The organism is Thermus sp. (assembly GCF_040290245.1).
GTDB lineage: Bacteria > Deinococcota > Deinococci > Deinococcales > Thermaceae > Thermus_A.
Genome location: NZ_PSMQ01000031.1, coordinates 1 through 19,788, shown reverse-complemented (window position 1 = coordinate 19,788; position 19,788 = coordinate 1). Strand labels below are relative to the sequence as shown.

General features: G+C 64.4%; 24 protein-coding genes. 11 read left to right on the top strand and 13 right to left on the bottom strand.

Annotation, left to right across the window (positions count from 1 at the left end):
* From C4301_RS05930 to C4301_RS05920, 3 genes are all read left to right on the top strand, one after another.
* Window positions 1–328: ribonuclease HII (locus C4301_RS05930; RefSeq protein ID WP_352414182.1), on the top strand; the 328-nt coding region annotated here is incomplete at its 5' end.
* Window positions 329–362: 34 nt separating this feature from the next.
* Window positions 363–839 carry a DUF4384 domain-containing protein gene (locus tag C4301_RS05925; RefSeq protein ID WP_352414181.1) on the top strand — a complete coding sequence of 159 codons (477 nt, stop codon included), beginning with the start codon at window positions 363–365 and terminating at the stop codon, window positions 837–839.
* Between the two features lie 78 nt (window positions 840–917).
* Entirely contained in the window at window positions 918–1,997 is a 1,080-nt protein-coding gene (locus tag C4301_RS05920) for a TRAP transporter substrate-binding protein (RefSeq protein WP_352414180.1), read from the top strand.
* 14 nt (window positions 1,998–2,011) lie between these two features.
* On the opposite strand, the gene C4301_RS05915 is transcribed toward C4301_RS05920, so the two are convergent.
* From C4301_RS05915 to C4301_RS05905, 3 genes are all read right to left on the bottom strand, one after another.
* Window positions 2,012–3,481 carry a TRAP transporter large permease gene (locus C4301_RS05915; protein ID WP_352414179.1) on the bottom strand — a complete coding sequence of 490 codons (1,470 nt, stop codon included), beginning with the start codon at window positions 3,479–3,481 and terminating at the stop codon, window positions 2,012–2,014.
* Window positions 3,481–4,026 carry a TRAP transporter small permease subunit gene (locus C4301_RS05910; RefSeq protein WP_352414178.1) on the bottom strand — a complete coding sequence of 182 codons (546 nt, stop codon included), beginning with the start codon at window positions 4,024–4,026 and terminating at the stop codon, window positions 3,481–3,483. The genes C4301_RS05915 and C4301_RS05910 overlap by 1 nt, the downstream gene beginning before the upstream one ends.
* A gap of 181 nt (window positions 4,027–4,207) precedes the next feature.
* Window positions 4,208–5,416, bottom strand: coding sequence for an MFS transporter (locus C4301_RS05905; protein ID WP_352414177.1), 1,209 nt, complete (start codon window positions 5,414–5,416; stop codon window positions 4,208–4,210).
* A 92-nt stretch (window positions 5,417–5,508) separates the two neighbouring features.
* Between C4301_RS05905 and folP the strand changes: the two genes are divergently transcribed.
* From folP to C4301_RS05890, 3 genes are all read left to right on the top strand, one after another.
* A complete protein-coding gene (gene folP, locus C4301_RS05900) occupies window positions 5,509–6,327 on the top strand; it encodes a dihydropteroate synthase (protein ID WP_352414185.1) in 819 nt (272 codons plus the stop codon).
* On the top strand, window positions 6,328–6,681 hold the full coding sequence (folB, locus tag C4301_RS05895; RefSeq protein WP_352414176.1) for a dihydroneopterin aldolase: 354 nt from the start codon (window positions 6,328–6,330) through the stop codon (window positions 6,679–6,681).
* A 183-nt stretch (window positions 6,682–6,864) separates the two neighbouring features.
* Window positions 6,865–7,416, top strand: coding sequence for a LabA-like NYN domain-containing protein (locus C4301_RS05890; protein ID WP_352414175.1), 552 nt, complete (start codon window positions 6,865–6,867; stop codon window positions 7,414–7,416).
* A gap of 17 nt (window positions 7,417–7,433) precedes the next feature.
* Here the strand turns inward: C4301_RS05890 and ndk are convergent, their stop codons facing one another.
* Genes ndk through C4301_RS05875 form a run of 3 tightly spaced genes read right to left on the bottom strand, consistent with a single transcriptional unit; the run spans window position 7,434 to window position 9,568 of the window.
* Window positions 7,434–7,847, bottom strand: coding sequence for a nucleoside-diphosphate kinase (gene ndk, locus C4301_RS05885; RefSeq protein WP_352414174.1), 414 nt, complete (start codon window positions 7,845–7,847; stop codon window positions 7,434–7,436).
* A 44-nt stretch (window positions 7,848–7,891) separates the two neighbouring features.
* A complete protein-coding gene (locus C4301_RS05880; RefSeq protein ID WP_352414173.1) occupies window positions 7,892–8,803 on the bottom strand; it encodes a PP2C family protein-serine/threonine phosphatase in 912 nt (303 codons plus the stop codon).
* Between the two features lie 9 nt (window positions 8,804–8,812).
* On the bottom strand, window positions 8,813–9,568 hold the full coding sequence (locus C4301_RS05875) for a ZIP family metal transporter (RefSeq protein WP_503012396.1): 756 nt from the start codon (window positions 9,566–9,568) through the stop codon (window positions 8,813–8,815).
* Between the two features lie 96 nt (window positions 9,569–9,664).
* On the opposite strand from C4301_RS05875, the gene C4301_RS05870 reads away from it, so the two are divergent.
* Genes C4301_RS05870 through C4301_RS05860 form a run of 3 tightly spaced genes read left to right on the top strand, consistent with a single transcriptional unit; the run spans window position 9,665 to window position 12,395 of the window.
* The gene (locus C4301_RS05870; protein WP_352414172.1) at window positions 9,665–10,453 is read left to right on the top strand and encodes a DUF4388 domain-containing protein; all 789 of its coding nucleotides are present in this window, start codon (window positions 9,665–9,667) and stop codon (window positions 10,451–10,453) included.
* 1 nt (window position 10,454) lies between these two features.
* The gene (locus C4301_RS05865) at window positions 10,455–11,816 is read left to right on the top strand and encodes an alanine/glycine:cation symporter family protein (RefSeq protein ID WP_352414171.1); all 1,362 of its coding nucleotides are present in this window, start codon (window positions 10,455–10,457) and stop codon (window positions 11,814–11,816) included.
* A 12-nt stretch (window positions 11,817–11,828) separates the two neighbouring features.
* Window positions 11,829–12,395, top strand: coding sequence for a UbiX family flavin prenyltransferase (locus tag C4301_RS05860; protein WP_352414170.1), 567 nt, complete (start codon window positions 11,829–11,831; stop codon window positions 12,393–12,395).
* On the opposite strand, the gene C4301_RS05855 is transcribed toward C4301_RS05860, so the two are convergent.
* The 7 genes from C4301_RS05855 to C4301_RS05825 are packed head-to-tail and all read right to left on the bottom strand — an operon-like array spanning window position 12,392 to window position 18,879.
* Entirely contained in the window at window positions 12,392–12,676 is a 285-nt protein-coding gene (locus C4301_RS05855) for a hypothetical protein (RefSeq protein ID WP_352414169.1), read from the bottom strand. The genes C4301_RS05860 and C4301_RS05855 overlap by 4 nt on opposite strands.
* Window positions 12,673–13,434 (bottom strand): cobalamin-binding protein, encoded by a 762-nt coding sequence (locus tag C4301_RS05850; protein ID WP_352414168.1) that lies wholly within the window; start codon window positions 13,432–13,434, stop codon window positions 12,673–12,675. Before C4301_RS05850 ends, C4301_RS05855 begins: the two co-directional genes overlap by 4 nt.
* A complete protein-coding gene (locus C4301_RS05845; RefSeq protein ID WP_352414167.1) occupies window positions 13,434–13,997 on the bottom strand; it encodes a cob(I)yrinic acid a,c-diamide adenosyltransferase in 564 nt (187 codons plus the stop codon). Before C4301_RS05845 ends, C4301_RS05850 begins: the two co-directional genes overlap by 1 nt.
* 24 nt (window positions 13,998–14,021) lie before the next feature.
* Window positions 14,022–15,410, bottom strand: a complete 1,389-nt coding sequence (gene lpdA / locus C4301_RS05840; RefSeq protein ID WP_352414166.1) for a dihydrolipoyl dehydrogenase — start codon at window positions 15,408–15,410, stop codon at window positions 14,022–14,024.
* A complete protein-coding gene (locus C4301_RS05835) occupies window positions 15,407–16,750 on the bottom strand; it encodes a dihydrolipoamide acetyltransferase family protein (protein ID WP_352414165.1) in 1,344 nt (447 codons plus the stop codon). Before C4301_RS05835 ends, lpdA begins: the two co-directional genes overlap by 4 nt.
* Window positions 16,751–16,804: 54 nt before the next feature.
* Window positions 16,805–17,779 (bottom strand): alpha-ketoacid dehydrogenase subunit beta, encoded by a 975-nt coding sequence (locus C4301_RS05830; protein WP_352414183.1) that lies wholly within the window; start codon window positions 17,777–17,779, stop codon window positions 16,805–16,807.
* Window positions 17,776–18,879 (bottom strand): thiamine pyrophosphate-dependent dehydrogenase E1 component subunit alpha, encoded by a 1,104-nt coding sequence (locus C4301_RS05825; protein ID WP_352414164.1) that lies wholly within the window; start codon window positions 18,877–18,879, stop codon window positions 17,776–17,778. Before C4301_RS05825 ends, C4301_RS05830 begins: the two co-directional genes overlap by 4 nt.
* A 112-nt stretch (window positions 18,880–18,991) precedes the next feature.
* Between C4301_RS05825 and C4301_RS05820 the strand changes: the two genes are divergently transcribed.
* The gene (locus C4301_RS05820; protein ID WP_352414163.1) at window positions 18,992–19,393 is read left to right on the top strand and encodes a 23S rRNA (pseudouridine(1915)-N(3))-methyltransferase RlmH; all 402 of its coding nucleotides are present in this window, start codon (window positions 18,992–18,994) and stop codon (window positions 19,391–19,393) included.
* 9 nt (window positions 19,394–19,402) lie between these two features.
* Window positions 19,403–19,780, top strand: coding sequence for a metallopeptidase family protein (locus C4301_RS05815; protein ID WP_352414162.1), 378 nt, complete (start codon window positions 19,403–19,405; stop codon window positions 19,778–19,780).
* Window positions 19,781–19,788: the final 8 nt, after the last annotated feature.

Below are 19,788 nucleotides of genomic sequence, written 5' to 3'. Positions count from 1 at the left end.
CCTTGCGGCGGGGCGGGCGCTTTCGGGCCTGGAGGCGGAGGCGCTCGTCACGGATTACCTTTTTCTCAAAACCCCCCTACCCCTCCTCGCCCTTCCGAAGGCGGAGGAGAAAAGCCCCAGTGTGGCCGCGGCAAGCATTCTGGCCAAGGTCCACCGGGATCGTCTGATGGAGGAGCTGGACCGGCTGTACCCTGGCTATGGCTTTGCCCGGCACAAGGGCTACGGTACGGCGGAGCACCAAAAGGCGCTGAAGCGGCTTGGGCCCTCCCCCGCCCACCGGAAAAGCTTCCGCCCCGTGGTCCAGGGCCTTTTGTTAAGACCAGATTAAGCCCTGCCCTCCCCCTGAAGGGTATCCTGAGGGTATGCGGCCAGTCTGGCTTTTGGCTCTCCTTCTCACGGGGTGTACGATCCGGCTGTACCCGGAGGGGATCGGCCTCACCTACCGGGTGGGCCTCGAGCCCGCCATCTACCGCTTTGAACCGGACCGGGGGGCGGGAGGAAGGTACTTTGTGGGGGAGGAGGTGCGGTTCATCCTCACCCTGGCCCGCCCGGGGTATGTGACCCTGGTGGCCATCGACCCGGATGGCCGCACCTATGAGTTTGACCGGGTCTACCTTTCCGCGGGGACCCATCTCTTGCCGAACCGGCCCGTGCGCTACACCCTGGTTCCCCCTGGGGGGCTTCACCGGGTGCGGGCGGTGTACACCGAGGCCCCCGCCCCGGCCCAGGTCCGGCTGGAAGGGGTGTTCACCGACTGGGATGCGAGGCTTGGGATCTACCTCGAGGCCTCCGGGGGCCATCGCTACGATGTGGCGGAGACGCACTTCTATGTGTACTGAAATCTTATGCGGGGGCTTGCAAGTGGAGGGGGTGCCTAGGGTATAATCCCTCCGCACCACTCCTATGGGAGGTGAACAATGAAGCGGCGCGATTTTTTGAAGAAAGTAGGCGTGGGTGTGGCGGCGAGCGCAGCCTTCGGCCCCGTCTTCGCCCAGGCGGCCCCTACGGTGCGCTGGCGGCTGGCCTCTAGTTTCCCCAAGAGCCTGGACACCATCTTTGGGGGTGCGGAGGTCCTGGCCGACCGGGTGCGGGAGCTCACCGGGGGAAGGTTCCAGATCCGGCCCTACCAGGGGGGGGAGATCGTCCCTGGCCTCCAGGTGATGGACGCGGTCCAGCAGGGTACGGTGGAGGCGGGGCATACCGCGAGCTACTACTTTGTGGGCAAGGCTCAGGTGCTCGCCTACGACTGCGCGGTGCCTTTTGGTCTTACCGCCAGGCAGCAGAACGCCTGGATGTACTACGGCGGCGGGCTTGAGCTTTTCCGGTCCATCTTTGCCGACTTTGGCATCATCCAGTTCCCGGGCGGGAACACGGGCGCCCAGATGGGGGGTTGGTTCCGCAAGGAGATCGGGACCCTGGCAGACCTAAAAGGCTTGAAGATGCGGATTCCCGGTCCTGGGGGTCAGGTGATGAGCCGGCTTGGGGTGGTGCCCCAGGTTCTGGCGGGGGGGGATATCTACCCGGCCCTCGAGCGGGGGACGATCGATGCCACCGAGTGGGTGGGCCCCTACGACGACGAAAAACTTGGCTTTTACAAGGTGGCCAAGTATTATTACTACCCCGGTTTCTGGGAGCCCGGGCCCCAGCTTTCCTTCTACGTGAACCTCAAGGAGTGGCAGAAGCTGCCCAAAGAGTACCAACAGGCCTTCGAGGTGGCGGCGGCCGAGGCCAACTTGGCCATGCTTGCCAAGTATGACCACGTCAACCCTGCTGCCCTGCAGCGCCTTCTCAAGGCGGGGGTTAGGCTTAGGAAGTGGCCCGCTGAAATCATGAAGGCGGCGCAGAAGGCGGCTTTTGACTGGTACGAGGAGGAAGCGGCCAAGGATGCCACCTACCGCAAGGTCTACACCGCCTGGAAGAAGTTCCGGGAGGAGCAGTACCGCTGGTTCGCTGTGGCCGAGCTAGGCTACGAGCAGTTTGCCTTCCCGGCTGTCTGAGGAGAATCCGGATTTTAGAGCCACCTCAGGACGAGGTTCTTGTCCAAAAGGAGAAGCCCTACCATCAGGAGCTGAATCAGGATGAAAGGAACGGCCCCCCAGTAGATGTCTGAGGTCTTGACGCTGGGAGGGGCCACGCTTCTAAGGTAAAAAAGGGCAAAGCCAAAAGGTGGATGCATGAAGGAGGTCTGCAGGTTTACCCCCAGCAGGACCCCAAAGTAAACCAGATACGTGTTAACCTCCAGCCCCACGCTGGAGGCCATGGCTTTGACCGCTGGCGCCAAGAGGGGCAGGATGATGAAGGCAATTTCAAAATAATCCAGAAAGAAGGCGAGCAGGAAAACGGCCAGGTTGATCAGAAGGAGGAAGCCAATCTCCCCACCGGGGAGGTTGCTAAGAAGGTGTTCCACCCAGAGGTCGCCATCTACGCCGTAAAAGACCAGGCTAAACGTCCGTGAGCCCACCAGGATGAACACGACGAAACTGGTAAGCTTTGCTGTGGCCTCCATGGCCTGCCAAAGGAGGGAAAAGGTGAGTCTGCGGTTGGCCAAGGCCAGAAGGAGAGCCCCCACAGCGCCCATTGCCCCTCCTTCGGTGGGTGTGGCCACCCCTAGGAAGATGGTGCCTAAGACCAAGAAGATAAGCACCAAAGGGGGGATCATGACGCGGACGACCCTTAAGAAGAGCGCGTTCTTTCGAGCCAGGTAGAGGGTTAAGAGCGCGCCAAGGCTTAAGGCAAGCCACCCCGGCAGCCCCTGGTTCCAGGCCCAAGCAAGCAAGGCATAGGCCAAAAGCCCAGCCAGGGCCCCAGGCTCCATCCCCGCGAAAGGACGCGCCTCCCTTGGGAGGCCGGGCGCGGCGTTGGGGCGCACAAGCGTGGTGACCAGGACATAGAGCAGGTAAAGGCCAGTCAGGATAAAACCGGGCACAAAGGCGGCTTTATACATGTCGCCCACGCTCACCCCCAGCTGGTCGGCCATCACGATCAGCACCAGGCTGGGCGGGATGATCTGGGCCAGGGTTCCGCTGGCGGCGATCACGCCGGAGGCCAGACGGGGGCTATACCCATACCGGAGCATCACGGGGAGGGAGATGAGCCCCATGGCGATCACGCTGGCCGCCACGATGCCCGTGGTGGCGGCCAGAATGGCCCCCACGAGGATCACCGCGTAGGCCAGCCCACCCCTTAAGGGGCCGAAGAGCTGTCCGATGGTGTCCAGCAGGTCCTCTGCGAGACCGCTTCGCTCCAGGATAAGGCCCATGAACGTGAAGAAGGGGATGGCCAGAAGGAGCTGGTTGGACATGGTATCGAAAATACGGAGGGGGATGTTCTGCAAAAGGTTGATGCTTAGGTGGCCATAGTGGATGCCTAGCCAGGCAAAAAACAGGCCTATGGCACCTAAGGAAAACGCCACGGGATAGCCCAGAAGCAGAACGGCGATGAGACTTACAAACATCAGGGGGGGCATCCATTCGTACGGCATCAGACCACCTCCTCAGAAGGCGCTTCCTCCGTGGGGGCCTCGAGGTGCCCGGTTAGGAATGCGAGGCGCTTGATGAACTCGGAAATGCCCTGGAGGGCCAAAAGGACCATTCCCACGAGAAAGGCGAGTTTGATGGGCCAGCGGGGAAGCCCCCCTGCGTCGGGGGACATCTCCCGGACGCGGATGGATTCCGTGACCAAGGGCCAGGAGAGCCAGATCACCAGGGCTGTAAAGGGGAGGAGGAAGAAAAGGGTGCCCAGGAGGTCCACCCAGGCCTGGCCGCGCTTAGATAGGCGCCCATAAAAAACGTCCACCCGGACATGCCCCTGGTGCTTTAGGGTATACCCGGCCGCCCATAGGAAAATCAGGGCGAACATATACCACTGAAGCTCCAAATAGGCGTTTGAGCTGTAGCGGAAAAGGTAGCGCATGGTTGCGTTGCCTGCCGAGACGAGGACGGATAGAAGAACCAGCCAAAGGGTAAACTGGCCCACGCGCTCGTTCAGGGCCTCGATCAACTGGGCGAGCCTCAAGAGGGTTTGCACCTTGCACCTCCTTTTGCGCCTGAGCAGGCCAGGGGCATTCTATGGGGGTATGTTTATTCCTGTCAACCCTTTGCGATCGGCTGCTGCGCTTGGCGGTCCCTTCCGCCCCCGTCATCGGGCGGGTAGGCCTCCTTCCTTGATCGTGGAAGCCCCTTCTGCCTACAACGCATAAATTTGCACACTAGCGGGCTTTTCGGATGGGGGCCACCAGGAAGGTTCCCAAGAGGAAGAAGCTCCCCGCCAGCAGGAAGAGCACCAGGTATCCCAGGCCTTCTCCCCTGGCGTTCAGGAGGTCCAGGGGTTTGCCAAAAGCCCCGGCCAAGACCTGGGGCAGCACGATGGCCGTCTGCCAGAGGCCCATCTCCGTGGCGTGGGCCCTGGGGTCTTTTAGGACGTCGGTGACCAGGGCCCAGTCCACCGCCAGATAGACCCCGTAAAAAAGGCCAAAGAAAAGGGCCAGGGCGAGAAGGAGGTCGTACCGAGGAAAAAGAAGGATAAGGGGCATGAGAAGGCCCAACCCTACCCCGGAGAGGTAGATAAGCGGTTTCCGGCCCCACCGATCCGAGGCCCGGCCCGCGGGCACGCTGGCCAGCCCTGCCCCTAAGGCGATGAGCAGGCCCAAAAGGGCCACCGCTTGAAAGGGCTCCTGGGCCAGGGTTCGTCCCCCGGCCTGGAAGGTCCCCACCGCATCGGCCAGATAGTACTGAAGGTAGGTCTGGGCCAGGTAGAAGCCCAGCATCACCAGGAATCGGGTGAGGTAGACGAGGAGGAAGTCCCGGTCCCGCCAAGGGGCGGCCAAGGCCGCGCAAAGGGTGCGCTCGGCGGGGTTCGCAAGCCGGTCCGGGATGAGTTTCAGGCTCAAACCCGCCCCCAGGAGGTTTAAAAAGCCCGCCAGGTAGCCCTGGACTTCCAGGGGAAGGAGGAAGCCCACGGCCCCGCCCAGGACCTGCCCAGACACCTGCAAAACCCCCATGTACCCTGAGGCCACCCCCCTTGCCCCCTTGGGCACCAGGTCGGGGATGAGGGCGCTGTAGGGCCCGGTGGCTAGGTCGTCCGCCACCTGTAGGAGAAGGTAGGCCAGGAGGAGCAGGGTGTAGCTTGGGGCATGGACGAGAAGAAAAAGGGCCAAGGCGGTGAGGAGGCTTCCCCATAGCAAGAAGGGCCGCCTTCTGCCCAAGCGGTCCGATAGGTGGCCCACAAGAGGGGGGCCTAACACGGCCATCACCGCTCCTAGGCCGAACAGGAAGCCGAGCCTCGAGGCCTTCTCCTCCGGGGGGGAGAGTTCCGCCACCTTGGCGGGGAGGAGGACCAGGAGGACTAGAAACCACTTGAAGCTGGTGGCGAACCAGTAGGCGGAAAGGCGGAGAAACCACTCGGTTCCATAACGCATAGGGCTTACCTTACCAAAAGACGGTCTGGAGGGGGACCCCCGGCCACAGCGACGGTCGGTTGGGGGCGGTTCATGTATAATGCCTGGGCGTGGTGCTCTGGCTTAGGGACAGGCCCTTGGACCTTTCCCAGGTCCGGATCATGGGGATTTTGAACCTCACCCCAGACTCCTTTTCCGACGGAGGGCTCTACCTAGACCCCGAAAAGGCCCTAAATCGGGCCAGGGAGATGGTGGCCGAGGGGGCGGACATTCTGGACCTGGGGGCGGAGTCCACCCGGCCTGGGGCGGAGGGGGTGCCCGTGGAAGAGGAGAAGCGCCGGCTTCTGCCTGTCCTCGAGGCCGTCTTAAGCCTAGGGGTCCCGGTGAGCGTGGACACCCGGAAGGCAGAGGTGGCCGAAGAGGCGCTGAGGCTTGGCGCTCACCTCCTAAACGATGTCACGGGCTTGCGGGACGAAAGGATGAGGGCCCTGGCCGCCCGGTTTGGCGTTCCCGCCGTCGTGATGCACATGCCCGTTCCCGATCCTAAGCGGATGATGGCGCACGCCCAGTACAAAGACGTGGTGGCCGAGGTAAAGGGGTTCTTGAAAACCCAGGCGGAGGAGGCCTTGAACGTGGGCGTGCCCCAGGTGGTCCTAGACCCGGGGTTCGGATTTGGAAAGCTCCTCGAGCACAATCTGGCCCTCCTAAGGCGCCTCGAGGAGATCGCTTGCCTGGGCCACCCCCTTTTGGTCGGCCTTTCCCGCAAGCGGACCATCGGGGAGCTTACCGGGGTGGAGGTTCCGAAAGATCGGGTTTTCGGCACGGTGGCCGCTCACCTTTATGCGGTGCAGAAGGGGGCGAGGCTTCTCAGGGTGCACGATGTCCGGGCCCACAAGGAGGCGCTCAGGGTCTGGGAGGCGCTGGGGGCGTAGGTGGGGCGGATCGTTCTAGAGGGGCTCGAGTTCTACGGCCGCCACGGGGTCAGGCCCGAGGAGGGGCGGCTGGGGGCCCGGTTTGTGGTGGACGTGGAGCTCTGGGTGGGGTTTGAGGGCGGTGGGGATCGGTTGGAAGGGACGGTGGACTATGCGGCCGTCTACCGGGTGGTGGCGGAAGCGGTGACCGGGCGCCGGTTTTACCTGATCGAGGCCCTGGCGGACTTCCTGGCCCAGACCCTTTTGGAGCAGTTCTCACGCCTCGAGCGGGTCCGGGTACGGGTTCACAAGCCCCACGCCCCCATTCCCGGGGTCTTCCGGGATGTCTATGCGGAAACGGAGCGGATCCGGTAGATCTCACCTTGCGCTCACAGAGCGTTTAGGGTAAGATGCCCTTGCCCGAAAAGGGCGGCCAAGACTCAGGTATCCCTTCCCCACCGCTTGGTCAAGCGGTGGGCTATATGCGTCCCCGCTTACCCTTCTTTCATCCTTCTTGCGTAGACTAAGGCCAGGGCCCCCAGGGGCCGGGAGGGCGGTATGGAACGCGTGGCCATATTCATAGACGGTTCCAACCTCTACAAGGGGTTGGTGCAGCACCTGGGTTCAGATTACCGGCTGAACTTTGTGGAGTTCATCACCCTCCTCACCGCTGGGCGCAAGCTCCTCAGGGCGTACTACTACAACGCCCCCCTGCCCCCGGAAGACCCCGCTGCCAAGGCCCATCAGAGCTTTCTCAACTACCTCAAGCGGGTCCCATACGTGATGGTGCGGCTGGGCCGCCTCGAGCGCCGGGCGGACGGTTTCGTGGAAAAGGGGGTGGATATCCAGATCGCCATCGATATGCTCCGCCTGGCCTATGCGGGAGCCTATGATGTGGCGGTTTTGGTCTCCGGGGACGGGGATTTTGCGGAGGTGGTGCGGGTGATTCAGGAGATGGGCAAGCAGGTGGAAAACACCACCTTCCACGCCCTTTCCTCCCACCGCCTCGCCCAGCAGGCGGATCGGTTCTACCCTCTGGACGACTTCCCTTGGGAGCGGCTCAGGGCCCAGCCTCAGACGGGGATGAGCCCCGAGCCCTTGGAGGAATAGCCCCCGGCGGCCCCCGGTTAGAGAAGTTCTTCTGGCCGGAAGAAAAGCCCGATTTCCCGGGCCGCATCCTCCGGTGTGGCGGAACCATGGACGACGTTCTCGTCGATGGTGGTGGCAAGATCGCCCCGGATGGTGCCCGGGAGGGCATCCTTGGGATGAGTGGCCCCCATCATCTTCCGCACCTCGGCAATGGCGTTGGGTCCTTCCAAAACGAAGGCCACCACGGGCCCGGAGGTGATGAACCGCACCAGACCCTGGAAGAAGGGCTTCTCCCGGTGTTCGGCGTAGTGGGCCTCTGCCATTTCCTGGCCTATCCGGAGCATCTTCAGCCCTACAATCCGGAACCCCTTGCGTTCAAACCGGCCCAGGATCTCTCCCACAAGCCCCCTCCGCACGCCGTCGGGCTTGACCATGACAAACGTCCGCTCCATACCCCCGGCAGTTTACGGCACTCCGCCTGGCCGCGCAAGCTAGTCTAACGCTGGTTGAGGAGGATGTAGAGGAGGAGCACAACCCAGGCCCCGATCAAAAGAAGATCGCGCCAGGAGAAGCGGATTTTTCGTTCTGGTTCCAAAACTTGCGTGGGCATTTCTTCCGGATCCCCCAGCTTGATCCGGACCGGTTCTTGTGCGGTCTCCAGGGCCAAGGCGTAGGGGCGGCTCCTTGAGGGCAGGGTTTCGGGCAGCTGGGCAATGGCCAGGCTGATGTTGTCCGGCCCCCCCCATTCGTTCGCCAGATCCACCAGGCGCTGGGCCGCCTCCCCCGGGGGGAGGTCCTTCAGGACCTCTTGCAGGGTCTTGTCCTCTAAAACGCTGTAAAGGCCGTCCGTGGCCAAAAGGAAGAGGTCCCGGGGTTCGGCCTTCAGGCCCAAGAGGTCCACCCGGGCCTCGGGAAAGGAGCCTAAGGCGTTGGTGATCACGTTCCGCCAACGGTGGGTCCGGGCCTCCTCCTGGGTAAGGAGGCCTTGGCGCATCCGTTCCGCCACCCAGGAGTGGTCCTCGGTGAGTTGGAGGAGTTTCCCCTTGCGCAAAAGGTAGGCCCTCGAGTCCCCCACGTGGGCGATGAGGACGTAGGGCAGGTCCAGCCAAAGCGCGGTGGCCGTCGTTCCCATCCCCCGGTACTCCGGCCGCTGGGCCAGGTCGTAAACCGTGCGGTTGGCCTTTTCAAAGGCCTCGAGGAGGATCTGGGGGGAGGGGGTTTTGTCCCGGACGTGGGCCAGGATGGTCTCCGAGGCCACCCGGGCGGCCACATCCCCCGTCTTATGCCCTCCCATCCCATCCGCCACCAGAAGAAAGCCCCCGGTTTCCGTCCTTTCTGCCACCACCCAGTCCTCGTTCTTGGGGCGCTTGCGCCCGGGATGGGTCAGGGTGGCGAGGACCACCTCCACGCCCCCATCTTACCCGCCCAGGAGGATCTGAAAGGCCACCATGGCCGCCACAGCCAGGGTCAAGGCGGTGGCCACCTCCTCGGCTCTGGCCTCCTTCAGGGCATCGGGGAGGATTTCGGCCACCGCCATCCAGACCATCGCCCCAGCTGCGAAGCCGAGTCCCGCAGGCAAGACCTGGCGGAAGGCCTCCACGAAAAGGAAGGCGGGCACGGCCATAAGCGGCTGGGGCAGGCTGGAAAAGACGCTCCAAAAAGCCGCCCCTAGAACGCCCACCCCCCGGGGGACCAAGACCAGGCTGATGGCCAGGCCCTCTGGGATGTTGTGAATGGCGATGGCCAGGGTGATGAAGACCCCCAGGGCCTCCCCCCCGCCAAAGGAGACGCCTACCCCCACGCCCTCCGCGAGGGAATGGAGGGTCATGACGCCTACGATCATCAGGGCCTTCCGGGCATCCAGGCCCTTTAGATCGCCAAAGCTGATCTCCCGTCCGCTTAGGGCATAGTGAGAAAGAAGGATGAAGACGAGCCCTAAGAGCACGCCCAGAAGGGTCCGACCCAGATGGAGGTGGACCCCTTTGTAGATGAGGCCAAAGCTCGCCGAAAGCATCAACCCGGCCGCCGCTGCGTTGGCGATGCCTAGGGCCTTTGGGGTGACCCTCTGGGTGAAGAGAAAGGGTAAGGCCCCAAGACCGGTGGCCAGAGCGGTGAGGAGGGCGTACCAGAAGACGGTGAAGGGGGAGGGTTCCACGGTCTCCAGTGTATCCATGGTAAACGCTTAGCCCTGGTCTTGGACCGGGGTCCTTTGCGTGCCCTTGGGATACCGCTTTACTCCAGGAAGCCTTACGTGGTACAAAAGGGGGGAATGCTGAAGGGTGATCTGGCCGAGTTCCCTCTGACCGACCTCCTTTCCGCCTTGATGGGCGCGGGGCGGAGTGGGGCGCTTTTGGTGGAAGCCCCCTTCCTAAGCGGGGAGGTCTATTTCCGAGGGGGGCAGGTGGTGCACGCGGTGGTGCAGGCGGGAGAGAGGGCACGGGAAGGGGAGGAGGCGCTTTTGCTCCTTGCGGGGCTTTCGCGCGCCCCCTTTCGCTTTGAACCCGAGAGGGTTCCGTCCAGAACCACCCTTCTTGGGGGGCTTTCCACCCCCATGCGGGTGGCGGAAGCCAGGGAGGCGTTTCGTCGCCTCGAGCACCTACCCAAGGACTGGGGCCTGATTCTCCGGCTGCCCAAGGCGGCCAGCGAGATCCAGCTTTCCCTCGAGGAGCTCAGGGTTCTCGGGGAAGCGGAGGGCAGGCGGGTGGCCGAGGCCCTCCTTTTGGAGAGGGATCCTCTTCGCACGGCTGAGTTTCTGGACCGGCTTTTGGCCAAGGGGGTTTTGCAGGCGGTGCCGGAGGTCCGGCTTCCCCCGATCGAGCTTTTGGTCCTGCCCATCTATGGGCCCGGTGAAGGGGTGGCTTTCGTAGACGAGGGGCTTTACGAGGACTGGGCCCGCGGGATCAAGCAGGCCTTCCGGCTCCGGCTTCTGCCTTTGGGGGTGGTGCTCGAGGTCAGGCCCCGGCCCAGCATCCCGGGGCGGCTTGGCCTGATGGAGAAGGACCTTTCCCGCCTCCGCCTGAGGCGGGGGGATAAGGTGCAGGTGGTGCCGGAGGTGTAGCGTGGATATCCTAGCGGTCAACGATGTTTTAAACCGGCTGGTCTATGGCTTTCCCATGAAGCTGGTCTTTCTCCTGGTGGGGGGGTATCTGGTCTTCTTCCGCATCCGCTGGCTGAATGCACCTTTCCGGATGCTCAAGGTCTCGTTTGCCGAGACCTTTGGCGCCATCCGGGAGCGGGCCTTCGGCTTTGGCGGCCAGATCACCCCATTCCAGGCCACCATGGTGGCCCTTTCGGCCACGGTGGGAACGGGGCACCTCCTGGGGATGATGGCCGCGGTTCTCGTGGGGGGGCCTGGGGCGGTCTTCTGGATGTGGCTGGGGTATCTTCTGGGCACGGGCAGCAAGTTCGCCGAGGCCACCTTGGCCGTTCACTACCGCCGCCGGTTTAAGGACGGCTCGGTCTCCGGGGGGGGCATGTACTACCTCTCCCGGGGCCTGCCCCGCCTGCGGTTTCTGGGTGGGCTGTTCGCCTTCTTCGCGGCGGTGGCGGCCTTTGGCGGTGGGAACCTGGCCCAGGGAAGCGCCGTGGGGGGTGCCCTTTCCCCCTGGGTGCCCCCAGGGCTTTTGGGGATGTTTTTAGCGATTTTGTTGATTTTTATCCTGGGCGGCGGGATCCGTCGGGTGGCCTTTTTCGCCCAGTACATCGTTCCCTTGAAACTCCTCCTTTTTCTTTTTGCTGTTCTTCCCCTTCTGCTCCTGTACGCGGGGAGGTTTGGCCAGGCCCTCGCCTTGGTCCTTCAGGCGGCCTTTGCTCCAGAGGCGGTTTTGGGTGGGGTGGCGGGGTACAGCCTGTTCGCGGCCATCAACGCGGGGCTCGGTCGGGGGATTTTCGCCAATGAGGCGGGGCTGGGCTCCGCCTCCATCGCCCACGCCCAGGCCATGGTAGACCACCCGGTCCGCCAAGGCTTCTGGGGGGTGACAGAGATGTTCGTCTCCTTCTTAGTCACCTCTTTGACCGCCCTTACCTTCATCGCCTCGGGGGTTTGGCAGGCCGGCGGGACTGCGGCTGAGGCGGCCCGTACCCTTTTCCAGGCCCACCCCCTTGGGGGTTTGGCCTTGGCGGCCACGGTGGCCGTCTTTGCCTTGGGGACGATGGTGTCTTGGGGGTTTTACGGGGAAGAGGCGGCGGCGTACCTGTTCGGAGAGGGGATCCGCTGGCCGTATCGGATCGCTTATGCTGTCTTTGCCCTGGTGGGCCCTTTGGGGGGCCTCGAGGGGTTTCTGGCCGTATCAGACACTTTGAACGGGTTTATGGCCGTTCCCAACCTCCTGGGCCTCGTCCTCCTGGGTGGGGTGGTCCAGCGTCTGGTTCAGGAGTTTTTCCAGGGAGAGGTGTGGCGTCCTCTTAAAGACCAGGACTAAAGGGCTTTTTCGATGGAGTCTGCGCGGATCGTCGTGGGTCTTTCCGGGGCTTCGGGGATGCCCTATGCCCTAGACCTCCTAAAGGCGCTGCAGGGCTTTGGAGGCCTCGAGGTCCACCTCGTCCTCACCCCAGGGGCAAGGCGGGTCCTTTGGGAGGAGATGGGGATTCCGCCCAAGGAGGTGGAGAAGCTGGCCCACGTGGTGCACAAGGACACGGACCTGGGGGCCTCCATTGCTTCGGGGTCTTTCCGAACCCGGGGGATGGTCGTGGTGCCCTGCTCTGCCTCCACCTTGAGCAAGGTGGCCTACGGCTTGGCCAACAACCTCCTCACCCGGGCGGCCTACGTCCATCTCAAGGAGCGCCGCCCCCTCATCCTCGTTCTCAGGGAGACCCCCCTGCCCCTCCCCACCCTCGAGGCCATGGTGCGCCTGGCCCAGGCGGGGGCGGTGGTCATGCCCGCAAGCCCCGGGTTTTACCACCGGCCTAAGACGATCGAGGACCTTTTGGCCTTCATGACCGAACGGATTCTGGATCTCTTGGGCCTGGAGGCCCCTGGGGCCAGGCGATGGAAGGGCTAGGGCCAGGGCTTTCCATATTTGCGGATCTCCGCCCCTGGGAAGGCGGCCTTTAGGAGTTCCTCCAGATGGCGCGCGGCCTCCGGGTAAAGGCCCAGGCAGGGCCCTGTCATGTAGAGGAAGAGGTAGCGGGGCCGCCTTGGGGACTGGGAGTACCCCAAGCATCCTTCGTACTCAGGGAAGTACTGGTAAAAGGCCTCCAGGAGGTCCTTCAGGAGATCCTTTGCCTCGGGGAGGGAGTCGATGCTGCTTTGGGGTTTGACCCAGAGGGTCATGACCTTCATAGGCCTGAAAGGATGAGGGCGTCCGCGAGCCTTCTTACCCCCTCGGCCAGCCGCGGTCCCGGACGGCCGAGGTAGGCCTCAGGGATGGGGTAGACCCGGCCCGCCTCCAAGGCGGGCACCCTAAGGGGCCTCCGTAGAGCCACCTCGGGCCGAAGCCGCTTTGCCCCGCACCAGGACAGGACCCAGACCTCGGGGGCCAGGGCTTCGAGCTCCCGTTCGGAAAGAGGCCTGGAACGCACCGCGTCCTGGAGGGCGTTTTCCGCTCCCAAGAAGGCGAGCATCCCCGTGACCCAGCTTTTCTGGCCCGCGGCGATCACGGGCTTAGGCCACCACTCCACCAAGATCCTTGGGGGCTTGGGGAACCGGGGGAGGCCCCTGCGGGCCTGGGCCATGGTGTAGCGCATCGCTCCCACCACCTGGTGCCCCCGGTGAGGGAGGCCCAGGGCTTCAGCCACGGTGAGGATACCTTGAAAGACGTCCTCGAGGCTTTCCGGGTCCAGGACCAGATGAGGGATGCCGCGCCTTTTCAGGCCCTCGACCACCCTCTCCATCCCCGGGACGGAAAGGCTGGCCAGGACCAGGTCGGGCCTCAGGGCCTCCACCCGGTCCAGGTCCACGTTCAGGTCCGGCCCCACTTTGGGAAGCCTTCGCACCTCCTCGGGGAAGTCCGAATGGTCGTCCACCCCCACAAGCCCGTCCAGGGCACCCAAGGCCCATAGGATCTCGGTGTTGGAGGCGGTAAGGCTCACGAGGCGCATCACCTTCTCCGTTTGACCCGCCAGGCCTCCTCCCGCACCCCCTCCCGCTGGTTCACCACCCGGGCCAGAACGAAGAGGAGGTCGGAGAGGCGGTTGAGGTAGCGGAGGGCCTCGGGGTTGACGGGCTCCTCCCGGCCGAGGGCCACCACCTTCCGCTCGGCCCGCCGGACGACCGTCCGGGCCAGGTGTAAGGCGGCCGCGGCGGGATGCCCCCCGGGGAGGATAAAGCCGGTGAAGGGGGGGGACTCCTCCATGTACCGGTCGATGGCCTCTTCCAGGGCCTCCACGTCTTTCTCGTCCATCCGAGCAATGTTTTTCTCATAAGGGCTGCCCAGGCGGGTGGCGAGGTCAGCCCCCAGGTCGAAGAGGGCATTTTGCAGGCGCTCGAGGAGGTCGTGGAGGTCCAGATGGGTGGAGGGGAGGAGGCTTCGGGCAAGGCCCAAGGCGCTGTTCGCCTCGTCCACCGCCCCATAGGCCTCCACCCGGGGATGGGCCTTGGTGACCCGGTCCGCCCCGTAAAGCCCCGTCTCCCCCCGGTCCCCGGTCTTGGTGTAGATCTTCATGCCCCCATTGTATAGAGGCGGGGGTCATTTGTTCAGGACGTGGATCGCCTGCTTGTGCAAAGCCTCCGCGGCCTCCATCAGGCCCTCGGAGAGGGTGGGGTGGGCGTGGAGGGTGAGGGCAAGGTCGCTCACCGTGGCGGCCATCTCCAGGGCCAAGGCGGCCTCGGCGACGAGCTCCCCCGCCATGGGCCCCACCAGGTGCACCCCCAGAAGGAGGTCCGTCTCCTCGTCCCCCACCACCTTGATCAGGCCTTCTGCCTTGCCCAGGGTCAGGGCCCGGCCAGAGGCGGCGAGGGGGAACTTCCCCACCTTGACCTTGTACCCCGCCTTTTTCGCCTCCTCCTCGGTCAGACCCACGCTGGCCCACTCGGGTTCTGTGTAGACCACGTTGGGGATCTGGAAGTCAAAGGCGGAGTTCCGGCCAGAGGCGTTTTCCGCGGCCACGATCCCCTCCCGCATGGCCTTGTGGGCCAAAAGGGGCGGCCTGGCCACGTCCCCGATGGCGTAGAGGCCGGGGAGGGAGGTCTCCATTCTCCGGTTCACCTGGATAAACCCCTTCTGGTCCAGCTGAACCCCCAAGGCCTCGAGGCCGAGCCCCTGGCTTCTCGGCCTCCGGCCCACCGCCACCAGGATCTTGTCCACCACGACCTCCTTCTCCTCACCGGGCCCTTCCACGGGTTTCAAGGCCACGTGCAGCCCATCCTTCCTCCGTTCGTATCCCAGGGCCATCGTCCTCGTCTGGATGGCGATCCCCTCCTTGGCAAGGGCCCGGGCCAAAAGGGCCGCCGTTTCTGGATCCCCTTGGGGCAGGATCTGGGGCATGTACTCGATCAGGGTCACCTGGCTTCCCATGCGGTGATAGATCTGGGCGAACTCCAGCCCCACCGCACCCCCGCCGATGACCAGGAGCCGCCCAGGGATGCCCTCCTCTACCCTTAAGGCAGAGGTGGAGTCCAGGACATCCTTTCCATTGACCTCAAACCCCTTGAGGGGGGCCGGCTCGCTTCCCGTGGCCAGGATAACGCTTTTCGCCTGGTAGGTGGCCCCGCCCACCTCCACCACCGTGGGGGCCTTAAGCCGGGCGAAGCCCTCGACCAGCTCCACTCGGTTCCCTTTAAGCAGGGTCCTTACCCCGCCTGTGAGCCGCTTGACCACGCCGTCTCGCCAAGCGGCGAGCTTGTTCAGGTCCAGGCTGGGAGCGGTCAAAACGCCAAAGGAGGCCCCTTCCTTGGCGGTGTGGTAGGTCTCCGCCGCATGGAGGAGGGCCTTGGTGGGAATGCACCCCACGTTGAGGCAGACCCCCCCCACCTCGGCGGCCTCTACCGCAAGCACCTTTAGGCCGAGCTGGGCCGCCCGGATGGCCGCGTGGTACCCCCCGGGGCCTGTGCCGATGACGATCAGGTCGTAGGTCATATCGCCTCCATAAGCAGGATATCGGGGTCTTCCAAAAGCCGGATGACCTCCTTGGTGAAGAGGGCCGCCTCGGCCCCGTCCACCAGCCGGTGGTCAAAGGAAAGGGAGAGGTACATCATCTGCCGGACCTGGATGGTGTCGTCGGGCATAACCACGGCCCGTTTTTGGATGGAGTGCACCCCCAGAATGGCCGCATCGGGAACGTGGATGATGGGGAAGCTGAAGAGGGCGCCGATGGAGCCGATGTTGGTGATGCTGAAGGTGGAGCCCGTGACCTCCTCGGGGGCAAGCCGGCCCGTGCGGGCCTTTTCCGCAAGCTCGTGGACCTCCCGGGCAAGCTCCAGGATGCTTTTGCGGTCCACGTCCTTTAACACAGGGACGATCAGACCCTGATCCGTGGCCACGGCCATACCAAGATTGTAATATTTTTTAAATACAATCTCCTGCCTCTCCTCGTCCAGGCTCGAGTTCAAAGCGGGGTACTTCTTTAAGGCGGCCACCACGGCCTTGAAGATGAAGGGCAGGTAAGAAAGCCGCACCCCCTGCCTATCTGCCTCAGGCTTGAGGCGCTCCCTCAGGGCCACCACCCTGGTCATGTCCACCTCATCCACCGTCAGGGTCCGGACGGTGTAAAGGTGGCTCTGCCATAGGCCCTGCGCGATGCTCCGGCGGATGCCCCGGAGGGGCACGCGTTCCTCAAGGTGCTCATAGCCCTTGGGGGAGCGGTACTGGACGGGGGGCGGGAAGCCTGGGGCGTGGACCTCGCCTTTGGGAGGGGGTGGGCTTTTGGGAGAAACCGCCCGTTTTTCCGCATAGGCCCGCACATCCTCCACCCGTACCCTTCCCAGGGGTCCTGAGCCCGGAACCTCCTCTATGGAGATGCCGAGCTCCCGGGCCAGCTTCCTCGCCGCGGGAACGGCCAGGACCCGCCCCTTTCCCGGAAGCCCTTGACCGGGGAGGAAAGGGTTTTTGACCTCCACCTCCGTCCGGTCCGGCTTGAACAAAGAAAGCGCCTCCCCCTCGTCCGCCGGGGGAAGGCCTGGCTCCACGATGGACCTTTCCTCCACGGCTTGGACGGGGGGTTCCTTAAGCTCGGCCTCGCCAGGCTCGGCGATGAGGGCGATGGGCTCGTGAACCTTGACCACCTGGCCCTCCTGGGCAAGCTTCTTCACCAGAACCCCTTCATAGGGGGAGGGGAGTTCCACCGTGACCTTGTCCGTCATGACCTCTACGAAGGGCTGGTCCTTTTTGAGGTAGGTGCCCTCTTCCACCAGCCACTTGACGATCTCGCCTTCTACAACGCTTTCCGCCAGTTCTGGAAGCAGGATTTCCTTGGGCATGGGACCTCCTTCATGGGCGGGGCCGGGCTTTCTTGAGGGCGAAGACGGGCCCCTTCAGTACTCCAAGGCCCGCTTGGCCGCGTTCAGGATCCGGGTCACCGTGGGCATATAGAGCTTGTCCTGGGCGTAGGGATAGGGGGTGTCAAACCCGGTGACCCGGATGGGGGGGGCCAGGAGCCGGTCTAGGATGTCCTCCGCGATGGTGGCGGCGATCTCGCTCACAAAGCTCGCATGCCGGGGGGCATCCGCCACCAAAACGGCCCGCCCCGTCTTGGCCACCGAGTTCATCACCGCCTCATAGTCCCAGGGCATGAGGCTTCTCAGGTCCAGGACCTCGGTGGAAACCCCCACCTTGGCGAGTTCCTCCGCGGCTTTGAGCACCTCGGGCATGCTCGCCCCATACCCGATCAGGCTCAGGTCCTTACCCTCTTGCCGGATGGCCGCCTTGCCGATGGGGAGGGTGTACTCCTTTTCCGGGACCTCCTCCTTGAGGGAGCGGTAAAGGCGCTTAGGCTCGAGGAAGACCACGGGATCCTCGTCCCGGATGGCCGCCTTCAGAAGCCCCTTGGCGTCAAAGGGGGTTGAGACGGCCACCACCTTGAGCCCTGCGGTGTGGACGAAGTGGGCCTCGGGGCTTTGGGAGTGGTGGTGGCCGCCCTTGACCCCACCCCCGGAGGGCATGCGGATGACCAGAGGGGCGGTGAACTGGCCTCCCGAGCGGTAACGGAGCTTGGCCACCTGGCTCACCAGCTGGTCAAACCCCGGGAAGACGTAGTCCGCAAACTGGATCTCCGCCACCGGCCTCAGCCCATGGGCGGCCATGCCCAGCGCGGCCCCGATGATGGCCGCCTCGGAAAGGGGGGTGTCCATCACCCGGTCCTCCCCGTACTTGGCCTGCAACCCCTCGGTCACGAGAAAGACCCCCCCCCGCTTGCCCACGTCCTCTCCCAGAAGGACCACCCGGGGGTCCTGGGCCATCTCCTCGTCCAAGGCCCGGTTCAGGGCCTGCACCATGGTCATGAGCATCAGAGTTCCTCCCTGAGAAGCTCCCTCTGGCGCACGAGGTGCCAGGGCAGCTCGGCAAAGACATCCTCAAACATCCACTCGGGGGGCACCTCCCCGGCCTCCTCCGCCTGCTTCAGGGCTTCGGCGATCTCCTGGCCGATCTCCTCCCTGAGGGTTTTTTCCCAGGACTCGTCCCACAGGCCCCGCTTGGCCAAAAAGCGTTGGAAGCGGGGGATGGGGTCCTTTTTCCGCCAGGCCTCCACCTCTTCGCGGCTCCGGTAGCGGGTGTCGTCATCGGCGGAGGAGTGGGGGCCATAGCGGTAGACCCGAAGCTCCACCAGGCTCGGCCCCTCCCCGTTCCGGGCCCGCTCCACCGCTTCCTTGACCACATAGTAGCTGGCCAGAACGTCCATCCCGTCCACCAGGTAGCCGGGGATGCCGAAGGCATGGGCCTTGTCCGCGAGGGTGGGGCTTCCCGACTGGAGGCGTAGGTTTACGCTGATGGCATAAAAGTTGTTCTCGGCCACAAAGACCGCGGGGGCTTTCTGCACCGCGGCAAAGTTGATTCCGGCGTACCAGTCCCCCTCGCTCGTGGCCCCGTCCCCGAAGGTGCAGACCACCACCTGGCCCGTCTTTTGGAGCTTCATGCTGATGGCCGTGCCCGCCGCTGGGGGGATGTGGGAGGCGATGGGGCTGGCCACGGTAAAGAGGTTGAGCCGCTTGGACCCCGGGTGGGCGGGCATCTGCCGGGCTTTGTTGGGGTCGGCCCGGGTGGCGAGCATCTGGCCGAACAGTTCCACCAAAGGCACCCCCAAGGCCAGGGCCAGGCCGTGGTCCCGGTAGTAGGGGAAGACCCAGTCAAACCCGGGCCGGACGGCGTGGGCGGTGCCCACCTGGGCCGCCTCATGCCCTGCGGCCGGGGCGATGAAGCTGGTCTTGCCCGTGCGGATGAGGATGGTGTACCGCTCATCCAGCATCCGCGCGGCCAGCATGTCCCGGTAAAGCCGCCTGAGGGCCTCCTCCGTTAGGTCCAGGGGAAACGCCCCCAGCCACTCCCCTTCCTCCCCGATAAGCCTTATGGGCTCGAGGCTGAAGGGTTCAAACCGCCGCGTCTCCTTTACCATGGGCACCTCCTTGGGCGCTTGTGGCACCCACCCCTGCCCCCTGGGTAAGGGGGTTGAGGGTCTGGATAGAGGGGGCTCACCCTCTTCCTCCTTTCGGCCTTAGTATACCGGTGTGCGGCCCTTGGTGCTCGCGGTGGGAAAGCCCCGGATCTGCGCCCAGGAGATCGAGGGGTATGCCCGAAGGCTCCGCGTTGCCGGCCTGGGCTTGGGGTTCGTGCGCAAGAGGGAGGAGTTGTTTACCCGTTCACAGGGGATGCGCCGGGTGGTCTTGGACGAGCGGGGCAGGCTTTTCACCACCCTGGGCCTCGCCCGGTTTTTAAAGGGGTGGGAAGGGGAGCGGGTCGCCTTCCTGGTCGCTGATGCGGATGGATTTGGCGAAGAGGACCGGGAAAGGGCCGACCTTCTCCTTTCCCTCTCCCCCTTGACCTTGCAGCACGAGCTCGCCCTCCTGGTCTTGTTGGAGCAGCTTTACCGGATTCACACCCTTTGGGCGGGCCACCCCTACCACCGGTAGACTGGAGGGGTGACCTACGCCGCCTTCCGGGCCCTGGCCGAGCGCCTCTGGGAGGAGATCCCCGAGGAATTCAAAAGGGGGCTTCAGGGCCTGCACGTCCTGGAGGAGGCAAAGGCGGAGCCGGGCCTGGTGGGGGTCTTTCGGCTGGGGGAGTACCTGGACCCCGGCCCCCCCTCCCTCTTCGGCTGGGAGGGGCTGGGCCGGCACATCGTCCTCTACTATGGCTCCTTCCTGGCCGTGGCCGACGAGGGGTTTGACTGGGAGGAGGAGGTCTGGCAGACCCTCCTCCACGAGCTCAGGCACCACCTCGAGTCCCTGGCGGGCCGGGACGACCTCATCCGCGAGGACCTCGAGCGGCTAAGGGCGTTTCGGGAGGCGGAGGGGTAAGGAGGGTT

Excerpts from the sequence above, each read along its gene's own strand:
- C4301_RS05925 (WP_352414181.1), top strand. The coding sequence starts at position 363 with ATGCGGCCAGTCTGGCTTTTGGCTCTCCTTCTCACGGGGTGTACGATC.
- C4301_RS05920 (WP_352414180.1), top strand. The coding sequence starts at position 918 with ATGAAGCGGCGCGATTTTTTGAAGAAAGTAGGCGTGGGTGTGGCGGCG.
- C4301_RS05915 (WP_352414179.1), bottom strand. The coding sequence starts at position 3,481 with ATGCCGTACGAATGGATGCCCCCCCTGATGTTTGTAAGTCTCATCGCC.
- C4301_RS05905 (WP_352414177.1), bottom strand. The coding sequence starts at position 5,416 with ATGCGTTATGGAACCGAGTGGTTTCTCCGCCTTTCCGCCTACTGGTTC.
- C4301_RS05890 (WP_352414175.1), top strand. The coding sequence starts at position 6,865 with ATGGAACGCGTGGCCATATTCATAGACGGTTCCAACCTCTACAAGGGG.
- ndk (WP_352414174.1), bottom strand. The coding sequence starts at position 7,847 with ATGGAGCGGACGTTTGTCATGGTCAAGCCCGACGGCGTGCGGAGGGGG.
- C4301_RS05875 (WP_503012396.1), bottom strand. The coding sequence starts at position 9,568 with ATGGATACACTGGAGACCGTGGAACCCTCCCCCTTCACCGTCTTCTGG.
- C4301_RS05870 (WP_352414172.1), top strand. The coding sequence starts at position 9,665 with ATGCTGAAGGGTGATCTGGCCGAGTTCCCTCTGACCGACCTCCTTTCC.
- C4301_RS05860 (WP_352414170.1), top strand. The coding sequence starts at position 11,829 with ATGGAGTCTGCGCGGATCGTCGTGGGTCTTTCCGGGGCTTCGGGGATG.
- C4301_RS05855 (WP_352414169.1), bottom strand. The coding sequence starts at position 12,676 with ATGAAGGTCATGACCCTCTGGGTCAAACCCCAAAGCAGCATCGACTCC.
- C4301_RS05850 (WP_352414168.1), bottom strand. The coding sequence starts at position 13,434 with ATGCGCCTCGTGAGCCTTACCGCCTCCAACACCGAGATCCTATGGGCC.
- C4301_RS05845 (WP_352414167.1), bottom strand. The coding sequence starts at position 13,997 with ATGAAGATCTACACCAAGACCGGGGACCGGGGGGAGACGGGGCTTTAC.
- lpdA (WP_352414166.1), bottom strand. The coding sequence starts at position 15,410 with ATGACCTACGACCTGATCGTCATCGGCACAGGCCCCGGGGGGTACCAC.
- C4301_RS05835 (WP_352414165.1), bottom strand. The coding sequence starts at position 16,750 with ATGCCCAAGGAAATCCTGCTTCCAGAACTGGCGGAAAGCGTTGTAGAA.
- C4301_RS05825 (WP_352414164.1), bottom strand. The coding sequence starts at position 18,879 with ATGGTAAAGGAGACGCGGCGGTTTGAACCCTTCAGCCTCGAGCCCATA.